This window comes from Vulcanisaeta sp. JCM 14467, assembly GCF_001316245.1.
Taxonomy (GTDB): Archaea; Thermoproteota; Thermoprotei; order Thermoproteales; family Thermocladiaceae; genus Vulcanisaeta.
Genome location: NZ_BBDM01000002.1, coordinates 1 through 19,589, shown reverse-complemented (window position 1 = coordinate 19,589; position 19,589 = coordinate 1). Strand labels below are relative to the sequence as shown.

21 protein-coding genes and 6 pseudogenes are annotated in these 19,589 nt (G+C 49.4%); 18 read left to right on the top strand and 9 right to left on the bottom strand.

Translation table 11 applies throughout. The annotated features are described in order from the left end of the window. Nucleotides 1-4 precede the first annotated feature (4 nt). Both JCM14467_RS15010 and JCM14467_RS15005 read right to left on the bottom strand, forming a co-directional pair. On the bottom strand, nucleotides 5-562 hold the full coding sequence (locus tag JCM14467_RS15010) for an SPFH domain-containing protein (protein ID WP_252900436.1): 558 nt from the start codon (nucleotides 560-562) through the stop codon (nucleotides 5-7). 5 nt (nucleotides 563-567) lie between these two features. Beyond that, on the bottom strand, nucleotides 568-906 hold the full coding sequence (locus JCM14467_RS15005) for an SPFH domain-containing protein (protein WP_252900435.1): 339 nt from the start codon (nucleotides 904-906) through the stop codon (nucleotides 568-570). A gap of 56 nt (nucleotides 907-962) precedes the next feature. Between JCM14467_RS15005 and JCM14467_RS01975 the strand changes: the two genes are divergently transcribed. From JCM14467_RS01975 to JCM14467_RS01960, 6 genes are all read left to right on the top strand, one after another. Continuing rightward, nucleotides 963-1,385: a hypothetical protein gene (locus JCM14467_RS01975; RefSeq protein WP_054848939.1), complete on the top strand. Its 423-nt coding sequence runs from the start codon at nucleotides 963-965 to the stop codon at nucleotides 1,383-1,385. Between the two features lie 305 nt (nucleotides 1,386-1,690). Further along, nucleotides 1,691-2,515, top strand: a complete 825-nt coding sequence (locus JCM14467_RS15000; RefSeq protein WP_342765451.1) for an APC family permease — start codon at nucleotides 1,691-1,693, stop codon at nucleotides 2,513-2,515. Continuing rightward, a complete protein-coding gene (locus tag JCM14467_RS14995) occupies nucleotides 2,494-2,793 on the top strand; it encodes a hypothetical protein (protein WP_252900433.1) in 300 nt (99 codons plus the stop codon). Before JCM14467_RS15000 ends, JCM14467_RS14995 begins: the two co-directional genes overlap by 22 nt. Nucleotides 2,794-2,828: 35 nt before the next feature. Beyond that, nucleotides 2,829-3,200 (top strand): hypothetical protein, encoded by a 372-nt coding sequence (locus JCM14467_RS14990; RefSeq protein ID WP_252900432.1) that lies wholly within the window; start codon nucleotides 2,829-2,831, stop codon nucleotides 3,198-3,200. A gap of 147 nt (nucleotides 3,201-3,347) precedes the next feature. Beyond that, entirely contained in the window at nucleotides 3,348-3,572 is a 225-nt protein-coding gene (locus JCM14467_RS01965) for a hypothetical protein (protein ID WP_252900431.1), read from the top strand. 58 nt (nucleotides 3,573-3,630) lie between these two features. Then, nucleotides 3,631-4,152: a hypothetical protein gene (locus tag JCM14467_RS01960; RefSeq protein ID WP_054848938.1), complete on the top strand. Its 522-nt coding sequence runs from the start codon at nucleotides 3,631-3,633 to the stop codon at nucleotides 4,150-4,152. 1 nt (nucleotide 4,153) lies between these two features. On the opposite strand, the gene JCM14467_RS01955 is transcribed toward JCM14467_RS01960, so the two are convergent. The 4 genes and pseudogenes from JCM14467_RS01955 to JCM14467_RS01945 form a co-directional block, all read right to left on the bottom strand. Further along, nucleotides 4,154-4,807 (bottom strand): endonuclease V, encoded by a 654-nt coding sequence (locus JCM14467_RS01955; RefSeq protein ID WP_252900430.1) that lies wholly within the window; start codon nucleotides 4,805-4,807, stop codon nucleotides 4,154-4,156. Beyond that, the gene (locus tag JCM14467_RS19285; RefSeq protein ID WP_256359187.1) at nucleotides 4,801-4,926 is read right to left on the bottom strand and encodes a hypothetical protein; all 126 of its coding nucleotides are present in this window, start codon (nucleotides 4,924-4,926) and stop codon (nucleotides 4,801-4,803) included. The genes JCM14467_RS01955 and JCM14467_RS19285 overlap by 7 nt, the downstream gene beginning before the upstream one ends. Beyond that, nucleotides 4,923-6,374 carry a tRNA uracil 4-sulfurtransferase ThiI gene (thiI, locus tag JCM14467_RS01950; RefSeq protein ID WP_054848937.1) on the bottom strand — a complete coding sequence of 484 codons (1,452 nt, stop codon included), beginning with the start codon at nucleotides 6,372-6,374 and terminating at the stop codon, nucleotides 4,923-4,925. The genes JCM14467_RS19285 and thiI overlap by 4 nt, the downstream gene beginning before the upstream one ends. Before the next feature lie 594 nt (nucleotides 6,375-6,968). Then, nucleotides 6,969-7,583 (bottom strand): annotated as a pseudogene (locus JCM14467_RS01945) (proteasome subunit beta). Between the two features lie 53 nt (nucleotides 7,584-7,636). Here JCM14467_RS01945 and JCM14467_RS01940 point away from each other — a divergent pair. The 4 genes from JCM14467_RS01940 (at nucleotide 7,637) to JCM14467_RS01925 (ending at nucleotide 10,331) form a co-directional block, all read left to right on the top strand. Next, complete coding sequence (locus JCM14467_RS01940; protein WP_252900429.1) at nucleotides 7,637-7,954, top strand: hypothetical protein; 318 nt, start codon at nucleotides 7,637-7,639, stop codon at nucleotides 7,952-7,954. Between the two features lie 114 nt (nucleotides 7,955-8,068). Continuing rightward, nucleotides 8,069-8,935: a hypothetical protein gene (locus JCM14467_RS01935; protein WP_054848935.1), complete on the top strand. Its 867-nt coding sequence runs from the start codon at nucleotides 8,069-8,071 to the stop codon at nucleotides 8,933-8,935. A gap of 65 nt (nucleotides 8,936-9,000) precedes the next feature. Continuing rightward, nucleotides 9,001-9,945 (top strand): hypothetical protein, encoded by a 945-nt coding sequence (locus JCM14467_RS01930; RefSeq protein WP_252900428.1) that lies wholly within the window; start codon nucleotides 9,001-9,003, stop codon nucleotides 9,943-9,945. 26 nt (nucleotides 9,946-9,971) lie between these two features. Beyond that, a complete protein-coding gene (locus JCM14467_RS01925; RefSeq protein WP_054848933.1) occupies nucleotides 9,972-10,331 on the top strand; it encodes a hypothetical protein in 360 nt (119 codons plus the stop codon). Here the strand turns inward: JCM14467_RS01925 and JCM14467_RS01920 are convergent. The 3 genes from JCM14467_RS01920 to JCM14467_RS01910 form a co-directional block, all read right to left on the bottom strand. Beyond that, the gene (locus tag JCM14467_RS01920; RefSeq protein WP_054848932.1) at nucleotides 10,267-10,674 is read right to left on the bottom strand and encodes a hypothetical protein; all 408 of its coding nucleotides are present in this window, start codon (nucleotides 10,672-10,674) and stop codon (nucleotides 10,267-10,269) included. The two genes, JCM14467_RS01925 and JCM14467_RS01920, sit on opposite strands and share 65 nt — an antisense overlap. 190 nt (nucleotides 10,675-10,864) lie before the next feature. Next, nucleotides 10,865-11,188 carry a nucleotidyltransferase domain-containing protein gene (locus tag JCM14467_RS01915; RefSeq protein ID WP_054848931.1) on the bottom strand — a complete coding sequence of 108 codons (324 nt, stop codon included), beginning with the start codon at nucleotides 11,186-11,188 and terminating at the stop codon, nucleotides 10,865-10,867. Nucleotides 11,189-11,211: 23 nt separating this feature from the next. Next, complete coding sequence (locus JCM14467_RS01910) at nucleotides 11,212-11,565, bottom strand: HEPN domain-containing protein (protein ID WP_252900427.1); 354 nt, start codon at nucleotides 11,563-11,565, stop codon at nucleotides 11,212-11,214. A gap of 103 nt (nucleotides 11,566-11,668) precedes the next feature. Here JCM14467_RS01910 and JCM14467_RS01905 point away from each other — a divergent pair. The 8 genes and pseudogenes from JCM14467_RS01905 to JCM14467_RS01870 all read left to right on the top strand — a co-directional run. After that, a pseudogene (locus JCM14467_RS01905) lies at nucleotides 11,669-12,673 on the top strand (ATP-binding protein). Continuing rightward, nucleotides 12,670-13,679, top strand: a pseudogene (locus JCM14467_RS01900) (ATP-binding protein). Before JCM14467_RS01905 ends, JCM14467_RS01900 begins: the two co-directional pseudogenes overlap by 4 nt. After that, nucleotides 13,679-14,677, top strand: coding sequence for an ATP-binding protein (locus JCM14467_RS01895; protein WP_054848930.1), 999 nt, complete (start codon nucleotides 13,679-13,681; stop codon nucleotides 14,675-14,677). Before JCM14467_RS01900 ends, JCM14467_RS01895 begins: the two are co-directional and overlap by 1 nt. A gap of 269 nt (nucleotides 14,678-14,946) precedes the next feature. Continuing rightward, nucleotides 14,947-15,957 carry an ATP-binding protein gene (locus tag JCM14467_RS01890; RefSeq protein WP_054849189.1) on the top strand — a complete coding sequence of 337 codons (1,011 nt, stop codon included), beginning with the start codon at nucleotides 14,947-14,949 and terminating at the stop codon, nucleotides 15,955-15,957. A 2-nt stretch (nucleotides 15,958-15,959) separates the two neighbouring features. Continuing rightward, nucleotides 15,960-16,974: pseudogene (locus tag JCM14467_RS20325) on the top strand (ATP-binding protein). Further along, a pseudogene (locus JCM14467_RS01880) lies at nucleotides 16,971-17,976 on the top strand (ATP-binding protein). Before JCM14467_RS20325 ends, JCM14467_RS01880 begins: the two co-directional pseudogenes overlap by 4 nt. Beyond that, a pseudogene (locus JCM14467_RS01875) lies at nucleotides 17,973-18,984 on the top strand (ATP-binding protein). The pseudogenes JCM14467_RS01880 and JCM14467_RS01875 overlap by 4 nt, the downstream one beginning before the upstream one ends. Next, nucleotides 18,984-19,589 (top strand): ATP-binding protein (locus tag JCM14467_RS01870; RefSeq protein WP_252900425.1); only part of this gene is annotated, 606 nt, incomplete at its 3' end. The pseudogene JCM14467_RS01875 and the gene JCM14467_RS01870, both read left to right, overlap by 1 nt.

The window sequence follows — 19,589 nt, the reverse complement described above, 5'->3', positions numbered from 1 at the left end:
ATCATTAACCTCCACTAATCTCAAAATCACTCGACTGACTTGAACCACCCTGCTGCTGTTGTTGACGCTGCTGTGTCGGAGGTACGATTAATTGCTGTAAGCCGCTGGGCATGCCTGCCGTTGGTAATATGTATATTGGGTAGTAGGGCACGCCGAGCATCATATTTGTGGCTGCGGGATCACTCCTCTGAGCCATTATCTCTGCGAGTCTAGCCCTGATTGCCGTGTTCACGTCGAGGCCCAGAGCCATGAATTGGACTACCCTCCTCATGGTCTCATCCTCAGGCTCAAGCCTAACTATCCTGCACGTGATTAGGTGGACGCCAACCTCCTCAAGGAATGACCTCAGGCTTGCCGTGACTGCGTCAGTGACCTTGTGCAGGTTTGCGTAGACCTCGTTCAAGGATACTAGGTTTAGGACTTGGCTCACGGCTTGGTCCACGATTGGTGATACGTAGTTCTTGAAGTCCTCAACCGTGTACTTGAAGCTGCTGAATTGAACTGCGTTTATGAACTTAACAGGGTCTGTAATCATGAAGTAGTAGGCCACTTGATACCTCATTGGGACTAGCTCCTTAGTCTGCGTAATGCCCTCACTCCTGGCTCATGCCTTGCCGTGCTCACGAAGAGCACCTCAACCTCCCAGGGTACATTGCCGGCGTATTGGAACTTGGCGAAGAATTGGGAGATTGGGTTGGCGGGTGTTTGTAGGTCGTGAGCCCCTGGATCGAACACGCCTTGTACCTGTCCCTGTATCCTAACGACTGCCCTCTGGTTTGAGTAGACGATGAGCCTCGACCTAGTCCTCACGTCGACTGAGTGGTACTTCACTATTAAGTCGTCTGGCCCCATTTGGTCTATTCCCTTCTCGTCTATTGTGGATATTACCTGAGCTCTTATCGACATAGTTAATAATTAACTTGTTAGTTTGGTTTATAAGGTTTATTGTTAAATTGAAATTGATGTCGACACGAGAGGTTAGGTATAACGCCGTGGCTGGCGTGGGCTACTCATTCTTCGTGTCCGTTGTCACGCTCATACTCGAGGCAATAGCCAACATATTCTACCCAACGCCACTCGTCGTAAGCCCAATATGGGCATTAATCAGGGGTTGCTGGCTATCATTCGTGTTAATTCTCGCCCTGTACGGATTATTAATACTATTCACAAGGCCGTACAGGTCTGAGGAGGTGATGAGTTACAACATTTACTTCAGGCCAGCCCAGAAAACAGTGATCTATGTGATAATAGCCCTAGCCATACTGGGCATATTATTTGACGCGTACCCAGGGCCCATCTGGAGTAGGACGAGGATTGGCGTATTCATAGCCGTAAACATACTCGCAGGCGCCATAGGAGGCTACCTAGGTGCAAGGTTTAGCTGATGACCACCTATTATTATCGTAATGTTAAATGGAAAAGATTCGACATTAACAATTAACAGCGAGAGTCTTAACCTTTAGGAGTATATTTGGAATTGACATGTTGAACATAAATAAAAGATTACCGAGCTAATTAATAATATCGAGAAAATATATCGTTAAATAATAGTTATATTTAGGATATTAAATTAGGAAGATAATGATAAAACTTAAAAAAACTCAATACCATTATCAAAATATGACAAGTCCCGAAAAAAAGACAAAGCGTCAGCCTAAGGAAGGAACTAAGTCTACTTGAACTAACGGTAATAGGTCTGGTTGGCGCTGTCGGTACTGGCATACTGTTTTCCGCGCCGGAGATGATGGTTGAAAGTGGGCCGGCGTCAATACTTAGTTGGGTACTTGGCGGTATATTTTACTTAATCATAAGCTTAACGTACATGGAGATGGGTACGCTCTACCCAGAGGCTGGCGGACCAGCCCGTTACGCCTACTACACGCATGGGCCATTAACTAACCTCCTGAATGCCTGGGCTTCAATGGTTTGGTATTTATTCATACCACCCATAGAGGCTATTGCGGTGGCTTACGGCATAAATTACTTCACCCAGAACTTAATAATGCCAAAAAGTGATATACCGACATTACTAGGTGCAGCCGTGGCTGCGGCGTTAATATTGCTCATGGTTCCATTCAATTACTTCGGTGTTAAGGTCTTTGGAGTATCCACCACAGGTATTGGCATAGTTAAGCTGATCCTATACCTAATCATACCGGTTGGCCTAATGATTGCGGTCTTCCTACCGCAGAACATCTCCAGCCTACCTGGTGGCTTCATGCCCTATGGGGCAGCCGCCATGTTCACCGCCATACCTCTAGCAATGTTCGCATTTGGCGGCACGAGGGTCATACCCGATTATGCCGAGGAAATGAGAAATCCGCAGAGGGATTTGCCACTGGCAGTGCTTTTCGTGGTCATTGGGCAGACGCTTATCTACGTATTATTCGCAGTGGCCTATGTCGTATCGGTTAATTGGAGCGTATTTGGCGTTAAGCCCGGCGACTGGACCGATTTAAAACCGATAGCGTCTGCTACAATCCAGTCATATTCATGGCTGGTAAGTACGGGATAAATTACCTACTAGCTATTGCAACGGTCGTTGGTACGTTAGGACCATTCGTGGTCGGCTACATATACCTAGGCGCCGGCTCCAGGGTTCTATTCTCCATGTATAGGTCTAAGTACGTTGGTGCCAAGGTGGGTGAGGTCCATGAGAGGTATGCAGTGCCTTATTGGGCGTTGATAATCTTCGGCCTCGCCGGTCTGGTGCTTGCACTGCTTTCGCCAATACCATCAGTCTATTATATGATGGATGACGCGGTGGTGGCTGGTTACCTAGCTTTGCAGTAATTCCTGTATCACTTGTTGTCTCTAGGAGACAGGGATTGAGCGGTATATATAAGGTACCTGCACCGGCGGTAATTGGCGCCCTCGCCTTCATCTTCGCCACGTGGATCATCTACTGGAGTGGTTGGCCATCGACTCCGTACGGCGTGCTGCTGGTGTTTGCGGCGTCGATAATATTCGGCGTCATATACAGGGTTAAGGAGGGCTTTAAGAATGCCCTTTGGTACATCGTCTACATGCTCGTGATGGTACTAATGACATACATCGGCCAAACCGCGGGTGGCCCAATGCCAATACTCGAGTTCCCGTGGGACATGGTAGTCGTCACAATACTCGCCATAATCTTCTATATATGGGGCATCTACTCAGGACTACCTAAGCCGTATGAAACACCATCGGTTAAGTCATGATGTCTTAAATAATGAAATTGCTTTAAAAATAATCGTGAATTATTGACATGCCATGTCTGGCGTGACGCCAGTCGGTGGTAATTGGGTATTGACTAGCTTAAATGTTGTTCCTGAGTTTAGGTTGATGAGGGTAGGGTTATTGTTAGGTTGACTGGTTGTGTTGAGGAGCCAATTGTTAAGGCGGTGTGCCATACCGTTAGTATTGATTTAACTGTAAAGACGAAGCCCGAGGAGGTTAGGGAATTACTTAGGAAGGCTTATTATGAGTTGCTTGAGGCGCTGGATACTAAGGTTAAGGCTGCCAGGATACTCACGCACCTATACAGGGAGTTACTCAACTCCTGCAGGGACGTCATTGGCGCCGAGTGCTGATTTCGCTACGGCTTGAAACCACGCTAGGTTTATAAAAATGAAAATAATCAGTAATTCAATGTCGTCGGGAAACAGCGAGGTTAAGCCACCCATTTCGGAGTCACCACTCAGTCCGTTGGAGAGGCTTCAACTCATGGTTCCTGGGTTTAGGGGTTATAAGGTTAAGGACTTGATTAGGCAGGACGACTTCCTTGTTAGGAAGACGGCGGCATCTATGCTGGAGGAGGCCTTGGGCTTTGTCGAGAGGGCTGAGGAGGAGGTGGCCCGTAATAACCCGTTTGATCCGCTTATACAGCAGTACGAGACATTACTAAGTGATTTGAGGACCCTGATCTCCGAGGTCTGGGGTGCGCCGACTGGTGATGCGGGTATGCATGATAGGTTTAAGGTGTTTCCTGAGAATCTCGAGAGGCTTGTTGAGTATGACCTTAAGCTAATTGATACGGCAAGGGCAATACTTGACCTGGCGAAGTCTAGGGCGAATCCGCAGGCCATTGATTCACTGATTAGGGATGCGAGGACCTACGTCATTGAGAGACAGAAGTTACTCGTGACTGAGAAGCTCGGTGAGAAATGGTGAATCAAAGGTAATTACTTATTGATGATTTACACTCACCATCCAACTCCTCAACCGAGGCGCCGCCCGCCAGTTTCTTCGTAATCCTCCTCTTCAACTCATTGGCCATGTTGTGGGAATGGAGTATTGGTATTGGCATTTGGGAACCAACGCAAAGTTTCTTAACGAGATTGACTGCACTCCTTAGGGAGATTCCGTAACCAACGCTGACGTAGGTGGGCTTACTGGGTGCGCACTGTATTGCCCAACCAATGATCTCATCGGTGCTAACATCGAGTATGGGCCCCTCAACCCTATCCACCCTACCATAGAGCAGGGACTTGGCGACGCCAACGGTTGGTACGTGTAGGCAAACGCCGAAGTGGCTGGCTATGCCGAGCCTGTATGGATGGGCCCTCCCGTGACCATCGATTAATACGACCTGGGGCTTAATCCTTAACCTAAGGTAGGCATTGACGACTGGCTTTAACTCCCTGAAGGATAGTAGCGTCGGTACGTAGGGGAAGGTCACTGGGCCAACCCAGCAACTCCACTCAATGATTGAGGACCTGGTCAGGGAGTAGGTGCTGGCCACGGAAATACCTATCTCTTGGTCTCCACGATTGACATAAGCAACGTCAACCCCAGTCACTAAGTCGACGTGGTCGACGTCTACCAAGTCCTCCTCAACGACCCTACCAGCAACGTGGACTGAATCCTCCTGGCGATCTCAAGGTGAAATCCCCTGGGCACCCTAGACCTGACATAGCCCTCGCCCGGTCCCCTGGATACCCTCATAGCGACCTCCTCAACTTATCAATGTCTATGGAGAATGCCTTGAAGCCAAGTCTCCTAAGCTCGAGTGCACCCCACCTGCTGCTCAAGCCCTTGCTGCAGTAGAGCACATAGACCTTATCCCTACCCATGGACTCAACCGTACTAATGAGCTTATCAGCATCGACGTTTATAGCCCCTGGGTAGTGCCACGCCTCATACTCACCCCTACTCCTCAGGTCAATAACAACGGCGTCCTTGGGCACGTGATCAATACTCACATCCCCAGTACCAAGCATTAACTCATCAATGACCTTATCAACGGAGCTAACCCTCAACACCACCATACTACCCAGCAGCTTATCAATTAGGTCACCACTGAGCTTGCCAAACTCCCTATTCAACTCGTCGGCTGTAACCCTCGTCCTAGGCTTCTCCGAGAATATTGCGCAGAACTCCTCAGTCCTCATGGACTCCTCGTAAGTCCCTATCCTCCTCGCATAATCAACTATCTCATCCTTATCAAGCCCGATCAAGGGCCTGTAGATGGGTATGTCAATGCCGTGTTCAATAGCCGCCAGGTTGTGCAGGGTCTGCGATGATACCTGCCCAAGGGACTCGCCAGTAACGATGCCCAACGCACCTATTGAACTGGCAACCCTGGAAGCAACCACGTAGAGGACCCGCTTAAACAATACACTCCACATGTGCGGGTTAGCCCTAGCCCTGAACTCACTGATTAATGGCGAGCAGTCGATTACGAAGAGCCTCGGGTCATAACCAATGGACCACCTGGTGAATAATGCCCTTGAGACCCTCAGGAAGTTAATAACATCGATTGGGTAGGCCAGTGAGCAGAATAGGGCGTCTATGTACGAGCCCCTCCTCATCATAAACCAAGCCGCAACCGGCGAGTCAAAGCCACCAGATATCAAAGCCAATAACCTGCCCTCAGAACCAAGTGGTAAACCGCCAGGGCCCTTAACAACCTCCGTGAATAGGTAAGCCCTGTCACCCCTAACCTCGATGAACAACTCAACGTCAGGTCTCTCAAGGTCAACACCGGCGCTGAAGGGCTTAAGTGCCGCACCGACGGCCTTAGCGACATCCATTGATGTGAAGCCGTGCGAACCAACCCTATGAACCCTGACAGCAAACCTCCTACCCCTAATAACGTCACCCCACTCCTTAACCGCCGCATTAACGATGTCGCCCAACTCCCTGAATTGATACTCCCTAACCGGCGACAGGGACTTAACACCAAAGACCCTACTAACCACGTCAACGGCATCCCTAACCCTATCATCAGGAACCTCGACAAATAACCTACCCTGGGACCTAACAACCCTACCCTCAACACCAACACCCCTCAAACCACTGAGTATATTATGCACAAGCAAGCCCTCCATCCTAGACCTAGTAACCGCACCCTTAATGGCGACCTCGCCATACCTAACCAATATCAAAGCCATACAGCAATTACGCAGATTAAAACCATGAATAAAAACCTATACCCAACCAACGACGCCGAGGAAATCATGGGCAATTTCCGTGGGGACTATTTGCGTTACCAATAATTGGTAATGCGCCTTATAAAACAACCTTCACGCAAGGCTCTGGAGGGATAATGATTAATTGGACTTAGCTAATTATCGAGGATCAACGCTATTACTGAGGGTGGAATCAGCAAAGACCAATCACATCACTATATCAGTCCCGTGGAGGCTCAGCACCATTATTGACATTGACGGATTTACTCTTAAGTCTTTATTCCTTCAGGGAGGAAGGGTTAAATCACCAGGCTATAATTAATTACAGCCCCGCTGGCGTGGGCCGACTGAGTTGGGTTTAACCCACCGATGAGGCTTGGCTCCTCCAAGGCGGGGCACAAGATACGCTGATTCCCAAGTAGGTAGGTGAATCACGAAATCACAGCATTATTATCCTATTTATTCGAATCAATGACCCGGGGCTTGTATTGTTCATTTTATGGGTGCGTTACCAATGATTAGTAACGCAAGCATTCATTGAGTAAATTGCCGATGATTATTGTTGGCGGTGGGTTTTTACAGCCTTAATGGCTGTAGTGGTATTGTTTCCTCCGTTGAGCTGTTGTTTGTTATTGTTAGTATGTCTATGCCATCGCCTGAGACTGGGTCCCTGGAGATGCTCTGGTTGATGGCCTTGATGGTAGGTCCCTTGCTCCTTAACACTCATGCCTTGCCTGTAGTTGCTCTCGAGTATTGCTATGGCTAGCTTCGTGCCTGTGCCCACGGCTGCGTAGTCATCCTCAATTAGTGAGCCTAGGGAGTCCATTATGAATAGGTGCGGTCCCTCATCATCAACGCCACCCACGAGTACCTCCACGAAGTATGGCAGTACCCTGTTGGAGAATAGTACGTAGGACAGGAGCTTGGCTGTTGACCTAATGCTTGGCCTAGTCCTCGTGTCCAGGGCGTAAAGCGACATATAGGCCTTGGCTATCTTCGTGAGCACCTGCATGTCGCTAATATGCCTATTGAGGCAATGCCAATATTGTCATTAACCTTAAACACCTTCTTACCAGACCTACTGAACATGGTGAAACCATAGGCAACCCTCTTCTCCGCGGCCAGGACCACGCCATCACTTGCCTTAATCCCCACGGCTGTTCCCGTTATTAATTCCTCAATTGATGACATCAAAACCAATAATGGGCATTCCCTTTAAAAAGTTATACCTAATCACAATTAGTGTGAGCACACTCATTAGGGATGAGGATGAGGTTCACGTTGAGTGTGACATGGATTATAGCAAGTACGTGATAAACGGCGTCAACTACATACCCTGCACATTAAGGGCTAGCGAACTGGGCAGGGTCATGGACATATTAATGAACTACGTAAAGAGCGACCAAGTATTGAACCAACTAATGATTAGGGCCGTCAATGACGAGCTAAGGATCGACATACCAATCACAATAACAGGTAGTGGGAAATCACCTGGCGAGGTAATAAATGAATTAATATACTTAATAATTGGTATTAGGCACTGCCTAAGGACGAGTCGTTGAAGGAAGTAGCCTATGCCTAAAATCCTTCACGGCGGATGACGGCTAGGGACTTATAGAGGGCGAGTACGTAGTAGTTAAGCATTAAAGGGAAGCCACATAGTTGATTGTTAATTCATGAAACGTGAATTCGCCATCAAGTCACTGATTGGAGCATTGACGTATGTAGTGAGCATGGTCGAGGCGATCTACGCCTGGTTGCAATTACTCAACGGTAATGGGGATTACTACGACCTTGGGAGGTTGATCATGGAATCACTGGGCATGGCCGGCATTAACGTGAGGCATCTAGGCCAGGGCCTGGTGCTTGGGCCAATGGTTATGAGCGGTTACCTACCAATCTTCATAGCACTACTAATAATGATTAATAACGCATTAATCGCCACATACATATACAGATTGGGCAGGGCCAGGGAATTAGGGACCACACCCATCATAGCCGTAGTCACAGCCTCGGTAGTCAACGCATCATTAATAGCACTGACCACAGACCCTTGGACGCCCCAGGTAATAGCCACATCACTAGCCATAGCAACCTACTACTACATCGACAATGACAATAGACACATAAGCACGGCCCTGGCAGCACTAACCGCATTCCTAAGCCCAATCACGAACTTACTAAACATACTAGTCCCAATAACCCACTGGTCCATTAAGAGGGAGTTCAATGAGTCGAGTCAATACGTACTGACGATAGGCCTAATCGCCTTCACCTACTATTGGTTGGCAGGTGCATACTCCATAATGCATGTACTGTCCGTTCAGGGAGTGATTAACCAAGTGATTTACCTATTATCAACAACCTCATTCATTCAACTAGCCACCCTCGGCACGGCAATACCAGCATTGATAGGCACGGTGCTCGGTGGCGTGGGCTTCACAGCCATTGTGCCGGCGATCCTGGCAATAACACTTGTTGAGGCTGTGGGTAGGCTACGTGAGGGTAGGTTAGCTGTCCTGGTGCTTGCCGTGCTGTCATAATCACGGTACTGACAACGCCAATATCACCAATGTGGCCGCCATACCAGGAAACGGGATCAATAGGTATGAACTGGCAACCCTTAAGTGGTGACTACGTGATGATATACAGCCTAGCATCATTGTCGCCCAAGGGCTATATAGAGAATACGTTAGCCCCCACATACGCATTAATGGTCATGAAGCCAGGCAGGCATGTAATGGGGTACGTAACACCTGCCGAGCCAACAAACGGCACATACGCAATATGCGGCAAATACCAACTGGTGCTTAGGAATTACATGGGGCTAACGGTAATAAATAGCTACGAGAGGGAGATTGCGCAGTTCATAACGAATGCAACAAGCTACACGGAGGACAATGCACTAACAATACCGGGCGGGCTATATCAGGAAAGGATATTGGTGAGCACCGGTGAATTAACGATACCGCCGGGCACGTATGTAATCACGACCACGGTAGACATCACGCCAGTAAGCGCGTTCGTAAACACTACAATACCTCAGGTAATGTCAACACCACTGACAAGCTCAGTGCTGCCCATATCGGCGGGCAGTGTGATAACCTTTAACCTATCGCTGAGCTTCACGGGGACGATAAACCAGGTAATAATATACGGAGCAGCATACACCGAGCAACCAGCAACACTATCACTGGCAATACTAAGGAACGGGCAGGTAATGACTAGGGCAAGCGCGGAGGCACCACCAATAACCCAGGGCATGGGGCCACACCCAATAACCTTCAATGTGAACCTAAACGTGACGCCAGGGACATACCAAGTGAGCATAGCCACGGACCAACCACTCATAGTGTACATAACCAGTGGGACAGGCATGAGCGTGACGAGCGGAAACATGACAATAAACTACCCAGGTAATGTGCCGACCTACACCATAACGTACACGGTAATTAAGGCAGTGCCAATAAGAACCACGCAACTAACAATAACGCTAACCACGATGAACGAGACAACATCAATGAACATAACCAGGGAGGTACGTACGAATTAACGACAACGGTAACCACAAACCACTGGGTGAACACGTCAATAAACCTACTAATAACAACTAACGAACCTGTGCTACCCACGAACGTGACGGTGGGCCCAATAACAATAAAACCACTGGGTAAAACACAATGCCCAACACCAGCACTGATTAAGGCACTGGAGGACCCAGGTAGGGCACTACTGATCGGCTTAACCGCAACGCCCATAGCCGCAGCCCTACCACTAGCGTCACGGGTTAGGCCGGGCAGGAGGGTGAGGAAAGCATTACTAGCCCTCGGAATAGCCCTAATGCTGCTATTCTACATAGCCTGGGCCTTGGGATTCACGAACATCTCACCACAACTCTACAACCCACAGGTCCTGAGGTCCTCGGAATACTCTTCATAATGGGCTTAGTAATTACGGTAACCACAGCACTAATCAAGGCTAAACCACCATCACCAACCAACCTAAGCAACTCCCTATAATGCCTAAGGAATTCACGACCCCTCCCACTAACCCTATTAAACCTACAAACCCTCATCGACCTAGGGTCACAGTAATCATCATAACGCTCAACCAAACCCAACCTCAAGGCAAGCAGGAGAAGATCCTCACCATAACCCCACGTACGAAGATAACCAAGCAACTCACGCGTATACGGGTCACGACCCTTACGAAAACTAAACTCCTCAATAGTCTCAAGCAACCTCGCCAAACCAAACAGGGGAACCTCCACTCCCTGGCTCATTGCGTTACCAATAATTAGTAACGCACTTATAAACTTTATTCCCCGCAAAAGCCCCGTGAGCTACTCATTTTACAAAATTAGTTGTGTTACTAATTATTGGTAACGCAAAGGGTCCCCGAGAAAACGCCATAAATTAAACGTGGACCGTGCCCTTAATGGCATTGTTTCATGAGTTCCCTTGGATCGCCGATTATTGCACGCCGGTGCTTAGGGCCTCGATCATTAGGTTATTGTCCATGTAGTGGCTGCAGAGCTCGCTTACCGTGAAGGCTATGACTTCCACGTCACCGAGTTCTGAACCAATTACCTTAGCCCTGAAGGGTGGCTCGCCGCTGACCACCACGACTAGGTCAATGTCACTCAACCCCAGGACGAACTCACCACGGGCTAGGGAGCCAACTATGAACACGGCCACCGGATTTAGGCCATCGAGGGCCTTGTTTATTGCCCTGAGTAGTTTGTCCGGGTCCCTAATGTTGTTCCTCCTGGCCACCTCATAGATTCGACCTAACAAAGCCCATCACCCTACTGGCGTACTCAATAGCTCCCTGGCATCACCCTCCGTGTAATGCCTATGCGGTGCACCCGAGGGCCATGCATTCGGGTACCTGGTTGGCACGTAATACCTATCAAGTATATCACCAACCTGAGCAGGTCCTCACCAACGCTAATACCGCCCTCCCTAACCATCTCAAGCAACTCCCTAACACTGTGAGTGTGCACATAGCGATTAAGTTTCTTAATGAGCAATGCCTTCAGGGCCTTCTCAGCTGCCTGCTGTGCAAAGTAGCAGGCCTTGGAGAAACGACCAAGCCTGAGTAGGTCGGTGGCTGTTGCCAAGTCATCCTCCGCCTCATCAAGCCAATCAACCCAACGCTGATGAGAAGTCATTTAATGGCATTAATTACATAGTTCCTTAAAAATATAAGTAAAATTAAACACCACATGAGGACGAAGGAAAGGGTAATAAGAAAGGGGACAACCCACCAACTTAGTGAAGAGATTAAGGTTGAGCCTCGCCAACCAGCAGGTTGAGTTCGTGGATAGGGACCTGGCCCTTAAGCGTATTGAGGATTGGGCCAATAGGGGTGTGGCGTTTCCACAGGTCATCTATGGGCCCGAGGGCTGTGGGAAGACTGCGTGGCTCAGACAATCAACTGAGCTACTTAAGGGATTAGGCTTCGAGGTCATTTATGTTAATCCCGTTGAATCTGCATTCATGGTTAAATTGGGGATTACGGACTTGAGGGATAGGCTTATGAGCTTAATACAGGAGGCCCTTGAGCAGTTCACGTGGGGCAAGGTCATTTGGTCGATAATCAGTATCGCCAGGTCAGCTATCGAGGCTGGTGCCCGTAAATTGGCGATCATCGTTGATGATGCATTCCAAGCCATAGGCCTAGACAATGCCGCAATATACGTGAAGGGATTACTAGGTATCTTAGAACACCCGCCAGCCAGCTACGATAGGGTGATCACAATTGCGGCTACGAGTGAGGGTGTTTCGAGGAGGGAGATTGGTAGGCATGAATGGGCCGACCTAATGCCCATTTGGAACATGCCCAGGGAAGGATTCAAACAACTCTACGAACAACTACCAGGTAACAAGCCGGACTTCGAAGACATTTGGAAACTCACAGGTGGGAACCCGAGGATTCTTGAGAGACTTTATGAAAGTAATTGGAGTAGTGATGCCGTTGTTAGGGAGTTGATTGATAGGAAGGGCTTGAGAACATTCATCGAATCACTGAACGTGCACGAAAGGGAACTACTTGCCAAGGCCATTGATGACCCAGATACGCTGATGAGTAGGGATGGGATACCACTAATGAACAGGCTAATTGAACTAAACCTAGCCCTAGAAATACCTGAGTGGAGGGACCTAACATTCTGGATAGACCAGCCACCGCCGGAGCGGGATCCGAGCTTGGGATAGGAAAATACGTAGCTTGGCAGAGCAATGCATAGGGAGGCTGTTAGGAGGGTGCTCGAGCCATGAGGAGGATTGAGTTAAGCCTGGCAGGGATTAAGGTTAATTTCGCAGATAGGGAGGACGCGTTGAAGCGTATTGAGGATTGGGCTGGTGGGGGTACGTACCTGTTCAGGTTGTTTATGGTCCGGAGGGCTGTGGTAAGACGGCTTGGCTAAGGCAATCAGCGGAATTACTCAGGGAACTTGGCTTTGACGTGATCTACATAAACCTGTAGAACGTGGGTTTGTGGTTGATGTTGGTGTTGAGGACATTAGGAGGAGGTTACTTGAGTTACTCCGTGAGGCGACTGATGAGGCTTGGGTTAGGGCTGTGTGGGCTGTAATAGACCTTGCCAGGGAGTTGATCAAGGTAAGGAGGGATAAATTGGCCGTATTAATCGACGACGCATTCCAAGCCATAGGCCTTGATAAGGCCGCGATATATGTGAAGGGATTACTGGGATTAATCGAGTACCCACCGGAGCACTACGAGAGGATAATAGCGGTTGCGGCAACAAGCGAGGGAATTAGCAAGAGGGAGATTGGCCGTCATAGGTGGGCAACATTACTAACAATATGGAACATGACGAAAGACGGCTTCAAACAACTCTATGAGCAGTTACCAGGAAATAAGCCAGACTTCGACATCATTTGGCGGGTGACTGGCGGGAATCCGTGGGTGTTGTCAATACTCCTCAAAAACCATTGGAATGTTGATGATGCCATAACCGAGCTCATAAGGAGTAAGGGGCTTGGTGAAGCCATACAATCACTTAGTAAGGGTGATAGGGAGTTGCTGGCTAGGGCGGTTGATGACCCAGATATGCTGATGAGTAGGGATGGGATACCACTAATGAATAGGCTAATTGAACTAAACCTAATCGTCGACAACATATACCCAAGGGGCAAAAAAACTGTGGATTGACGAACCGCCACCCGAAAGAGACACTGAATTAGGCATTGGTAGGTTTGTTGCTTGGCAATCACCACTCCATAGGGAGGCCGTGAAGAGGGTTCTTGAGCAGGTGAGGTGATGGAGAGAATTAAACTGAAGCTGGCGAATATTAATGTGGAATTCGTGGATAGGGAACAGGCCCTGGAGAGGGTCAGGGAGTGGGCTGAAAGAGGCATGGTAAACGTGCAGGTTGTTTATGGTCCGGAGGGCTGTGGTAAGACAGCATGGTTGAGGCAGTCCGTGGAACTACTCAAGGAATTAGGCTTCGACGTCATATACCTGAACCCTGTTGAACGTGAATTCGCAATTGAGACTGGGATTAAGGATGTTAAGGAGAGACTCCTTGAGATCCTCCGTGAGACGACGGATGAGTCCTGGGTCAAAGCTGTGTGGGCGTTGATTGACTTAGGCAGGGAGTTGATTAGGGCCGGGAGGAGGAAAATAGCCATACTGGCTGATGACATCTTTCAAGCAATTGGGCTGGACAGGGCAGCGATCTATGTTAAGGGATTACTGGGTATTCTCGAGTATCCGCCGGGTGATTATGATGTGGCGATAACCATTGCGGCCACGAGCGAGGGCTTATCGAGGTACGAAATAGGCAGGCACAGGTGGGCCGACTTACTGGCAATGTGGAACATGACGAGGGAAGGATTCAAGCAACTATACGATCAATTGCCGGGGCCTAAGCCAGACTTCGAAACTGTCTGGAGGTTGACTGGTGGTAATCCGAAGATGCTTGTGGAGCTTTACCAAAGTGATTGGAGGGCTGATGAAGTGATGAGGAGTGTGATCAGTGGGAAAATGATCACGAGGGGCTTCACAACCAAGTGGAGGAGGTGGCTGGAGAAGGCTGTTGAGGACCCAGACATACTTTGGGAGCCGGATACGCCGGAGGAATTAATCAATGAACTCACTGAGAAGAACCTCATAATATATTTCCTACCAGACAGGGGCACACGACTATGGGTCGGTGAATCACCGCCAGAGAGGGATTTAGAGCTCGGAATCGGCAGGTACGTGGCATGGCAGACGCCAATACACAGGGAAGCCGTTAGAAGAGTTCTTATGGAGTAGCATAATTGAAAGACCTGAGGAAATGCAATGGGTAATTTATCACGGGACCAACACGGTCCATATTTAATGAGTACTAGGTACGTAACACTGAACCATTAACACAGGGAGGCACTGCACTGAGTGCAATAATCACGGCGCAGTTACCGAAAGAACTAGGTATGTAGTCATGAATCTACATAATGTAGGGAAATCCATGAAGAGAATACACTCAACGCATTGGCAGAGTTTAATAAATTCTTAAGGAATTACATAAATGAAGGCTGGTGATCATGGAGAAGATTAAATTAAGACTTACCCGTGGCATTTATGTTGAATTTGCGGATAGGGAACAAGCCCTAAAGCGCATCGAGTACTGGGCTAACCACGGAATGTCCGTGGTCCACGTCATCTACGGACCTGAAGGATGCGGCAAAACTGCTTGGCTTAAGCAGTCGGCTGAGCTGTTGAGGGAGCTTGGTTTTGAGGTGATTTACATGAATCCAATTGAGAAGGAGTTCATGGCCGAGGTCGGCATTGAAGACGTTAAGAAAAGACTCCTCGAAATACTCCGCGAGGCGACCAGCGAGTCTTGGGTCAAGGCTGCATGGGCGTTAATTGACCTGACTAGGGAATTAATTAAGGCTGGCAGGAGAAGGACAGCAGTACTGGCTGATGATGTATTCCAAGCAATCGGCCTAGACAAGGCCGCAATATACGTCAAGGGGCTATTGGGTATTCTTGAGTACCCACCGGGTGATTACGACGTGGCAATAACCATAGCAGCAACAAGCGAAGGCATTTCAAAGCGTGAAATCGGTAGGCATCGTTGGGCTTACCTAGACGCCATGTGGAACATGACGAAGGAAGGGTTCAAGCAACTTTATGAACAATTACCAGGGCCCAAGCCAGACTTCGATGGGGCTTGGAGACTCACGGGCGGTAACCCAAAGTTATTGGCGCAATTACATGAGGTTCATTGGGATACCAATGAATTAATTAATGAACTAATCAGGGGTAGGGGGCTCATAAACCTCGTTAGGTCATTAAGTGATGATGAAAGGGAACTACTCACTAAGGCGGTTGAGGATCCGGACGTGCTGATGAGTAGAGACGGCATACCACTACTCAATAGGTTAATCGAACTAAACCTAATCGTCGACAACATATACCCAAGAGACAAAAACCTATGGATCGACCAACCACCACCAGAGAGAGACCCAGAGCTAGGCATTGGCAAGTTTGTTGCGTGGCAAACACCAATACACAAAGAAGCCGTAAGAAAAGCCCTCACCAGTGACTGAGCATGAGGAGGATCCAACTAAGCTTCGCACCACACATCGAGGTTGAGTTTGTTGATAGGGAACAAGCCCTCAGGAAGATAGAGGAGTGGGCCGAGAAAGGCATGGTCGATGTGCAGCTGGTCTACGGACCAGAGGGCTGCGGCAAAACTGCCTGGCTCAAGCAGTCAGTGGAACTCCTCAAGGAATTAGACTTCGACGTGATTTACGTGAATCCAATCGAGAAGGAGATGATGATGGAGACAGGGATTACGGACGTTAAGACAAGGCTCACGGAAATACTTAGGGAAGCCACAGCCAACACCTGGGCGAGGGCAGCATGGGCCGTGGTGGACATGACCAAGGAACTCATAAAGGCCGGTAGGAAGAAGGTAGCCGTACTAGCCGACGACGTATTCCAAGCAATCGGCCTAGACAAGGCCGCAATATACGTCAAGGGTTTGCTTGGTTTGATTGAGTACCGCCAAAGCCCTACGACGTGGTCATCGCCGTGGTGGCAACAAGCGAGGGATTGTCCAGGAGGGAGATTGGTAGGCATAGGTGGGCTGACATGAGGCCCATGTGGAACATGCCTAGGGAAGGCTTCAAACAACTCTACGAGCAATTACCAGAGCCCAAGCCAGACCTCGAGGAGGTATGGAAACTCACAGGTGGAAACCCAAGGATGTTGGCGGAGCTATACAAGGTGGGCTGGAACCAGTGGGAAGTGATCAATGGCTTGGTAATGAGGAAAAACATCAAGGCATTCACACATCGCTGAGCAATGGGGAGAAGAAACTACTTGTTAATGCCCTTGATGACCCGGACACGCTAATGAGCAGGGAGGGCATACCACTAATGAATAGGCTGGTCGAGCTAAACCTGGCCACGGAAATACCCGAGTGGAGAGACCCACGGTACTGGATAGACCAACCACCGCCAGAGAAGGATCCCGAGCTGGGCATTGGCAGGTACGTCGCCTGGCAAACACCACTCCATAGGGAGGCAGTTAAGAGGGCTCTTGAGTGGGTGAGACAATGAGGAGGATTCGACTAAAATTCGCACCGTACATTGAGGTGGAGTTTGTGGATAGGGATTTGGCACTTAGGCAGGTTGAGGAATGGGCTAAGGAAGGCATGGTAAATGTGCAGGTGGTTTACGGGCCCGAGGGCTGCGGCAAATCGGCATGGCTTAAGCAGTCAGCTGAGCTCCTGAGGGAGCTTGGCTTTGACGTGATCTACGTAAACCCAATTGAGAAGGAGGTGATGGCGGAAACAGGAGTAACAGACGTCAAGACAAGACTCGCAGAAATACTAAGGGAAGCCGCGGAAAACACTTGGGTAAGGGTTGCATGGGCCGTGGTTGACATGGCGAGGGAGATCATAAGGCTGGCGTGAAGAAGATAGCCGTACTGACTGATGACGTATTCCAAGCCATTGGCCTGGATAAGGCTGCCATCTACGTGAAGGGACTACTCGGTTTGATTGAGTATCCGCCAGAGCCCTACGACGTAATCATTGCCATGGCCGCCACAAGCGAGGGGCTTTCGAGGCGAGAAATCGGACGCCACAGATGGGCCTATACACTGGCAATGTGGAACATGACAAAGGACGGGTTTAAGCAACTATACGACCAGTTATCGGGCAACAAGCCCAACTTCGAGGAGGTCTGGAGGTTAACTGGCGGAAACCCAAAGCTCTTGGGAGAACTGTATAAGGCTGGTTGGAATGAAGATAGGGTACTGGACATGATTGCAGCCTCAAAGAAACTTAGGAACTTCATCACCAACCTCAGCATGAGGAGAGGACGTGGCTCAGGGAGGCCATTGAGGACCCAGACACGCTATTCACGAGGGAAAGAATGAAACTGCTGAATAAGCTCGTAGAGCTAAACCTCGTAATAGACGACGTACCATACAGAAAAGACTACCTATGGATAGATCAGCCACCACCCGAGCAGGACCCTGAACTCGGGATAGGCGAGTACGTAGCCTGGCAAAGCCCAATGCATAGGGAGACCGTGAGGAGGGTGCTTGAGTCATGAGGAGGATAAAGCTAGCATTAACGCCAGGACTCTACGTCGAATTCACAGACAGGGAACTAGCCTAAAGAGGGTGGAGGAGTGGGCGATGAGGAGCACGAGACTACCCAAGGTAATCTATGGGCCCGAGGGTTGTGGTAAGACTGCTTGGCTTAGGCAGTCAGCCGAGCTACTAAGGGAGCTGGGCTTCCACGTAATCTACGTCGACCCGCTCAATAAGTACTTCGAGGCGTACACGGACGTGAAGGAGGTGGTGGACAAACTCGCCGAAGCCGCGGCCGAGGTATTCGGCACGGCTAGGGTTAAGCTCGCCTCCCTCGCAATTGACCTAGCGAAGCTCCTAATTGAAAGGCAGAGGAGGAGAATCGCCGTGTTGGTGGACGATGTCTTCCAAGCCATTGGGCTTAGGGAGGCAGCCACGTACGTAAAGGCACTGCTAAACCTAATCGAATACCCACCCCAAAGCGTGGACGCAATAGTGGTCATTGCAGCCACGGGTGAGGGAGTCACACGCAGGGAAATAGGGAGGCACTACTGGGCAGACATAATGCCCATGTGGAACATACCCAGGGAAGGATTCAAACAACTCTATGACCAAATACCCGGCGATAAACCACCATTCGAGGAGGTATGGCGGGCAACGGGTGGAAACCCTCGACTACTTGAGGAGCTCTACGAGGTTGGCTGGGACATCAACGGCGTCGTGAGGAGAATCCTAGAGAGGAAGAGGATAAGCGCATTCATCGAGGCGCTTAAGGATTACGAGAAAGAGCTCTTGAGAAAAGCCCTCAACGACCCAGACACCCTCTTCACAAGGAAGGCATACCACTAATGAACAAGCTAGTGAACATGAACCTAATCATAGACACCATACCCGAGAGAGACCCACAACTCTGGGCAGGCGAAACACCGCCAGAAAAGGACACAGAACTAGGCGTGGGAAGAAGCGTTGCGTGGCAAACACCACTACACAGGGAAGCAGTTAAGAGGGCTCTTGAGTGGGTGAGGTGATGAGGAGGATCAGGCTCAACCTGGCTGGGACTCAAGTTGAGTTCGTGGATAGGGAGCAGGCCCTAAGGCGTGTTGAGTATTGGGCTGAGCGTGGGATGTCCGTGGTCCACGTTGTTTATGGGCCGGAGGGCTGTGGTAAGACGGCTTGGTTAAAGCAGTCCGTGGAATTACTTAGGGAGTTGGGCTTTGACGTGGTTTATGTTAATCCGCTGGATAAGGAGCAACTGGTTGAGGTTAGTGTTGTTGACTTGAAGAGGAGGTTCCTCGAGGTTGTTAGGCAAGCCATGGCGGAGAATGCCCTGACAAGGATTGCCTGGTCAGCCTATGAACTAGTCCACGACTTAATAAAGGCAGGCAGGAGGAAAGTAGCCATACTAGCCGACGACGTATTCCAAGTCATCGGAATCAGGGAATCAGCAATGTACGTGAAGGCGTTATTGAACCTAATCGAATACCCGCCAGCCGAGTATGAGAGGGTCATAACCGTGGCCGCAACAAGCGAGGGACTTTCAAGGAGGGAAATTGGCCGCCACAGGTGGGCCGACCTAGACGCCATGTGGAACATAACGAAGGAAGGCTTTAGGCAACTCTACGAACAATTACCA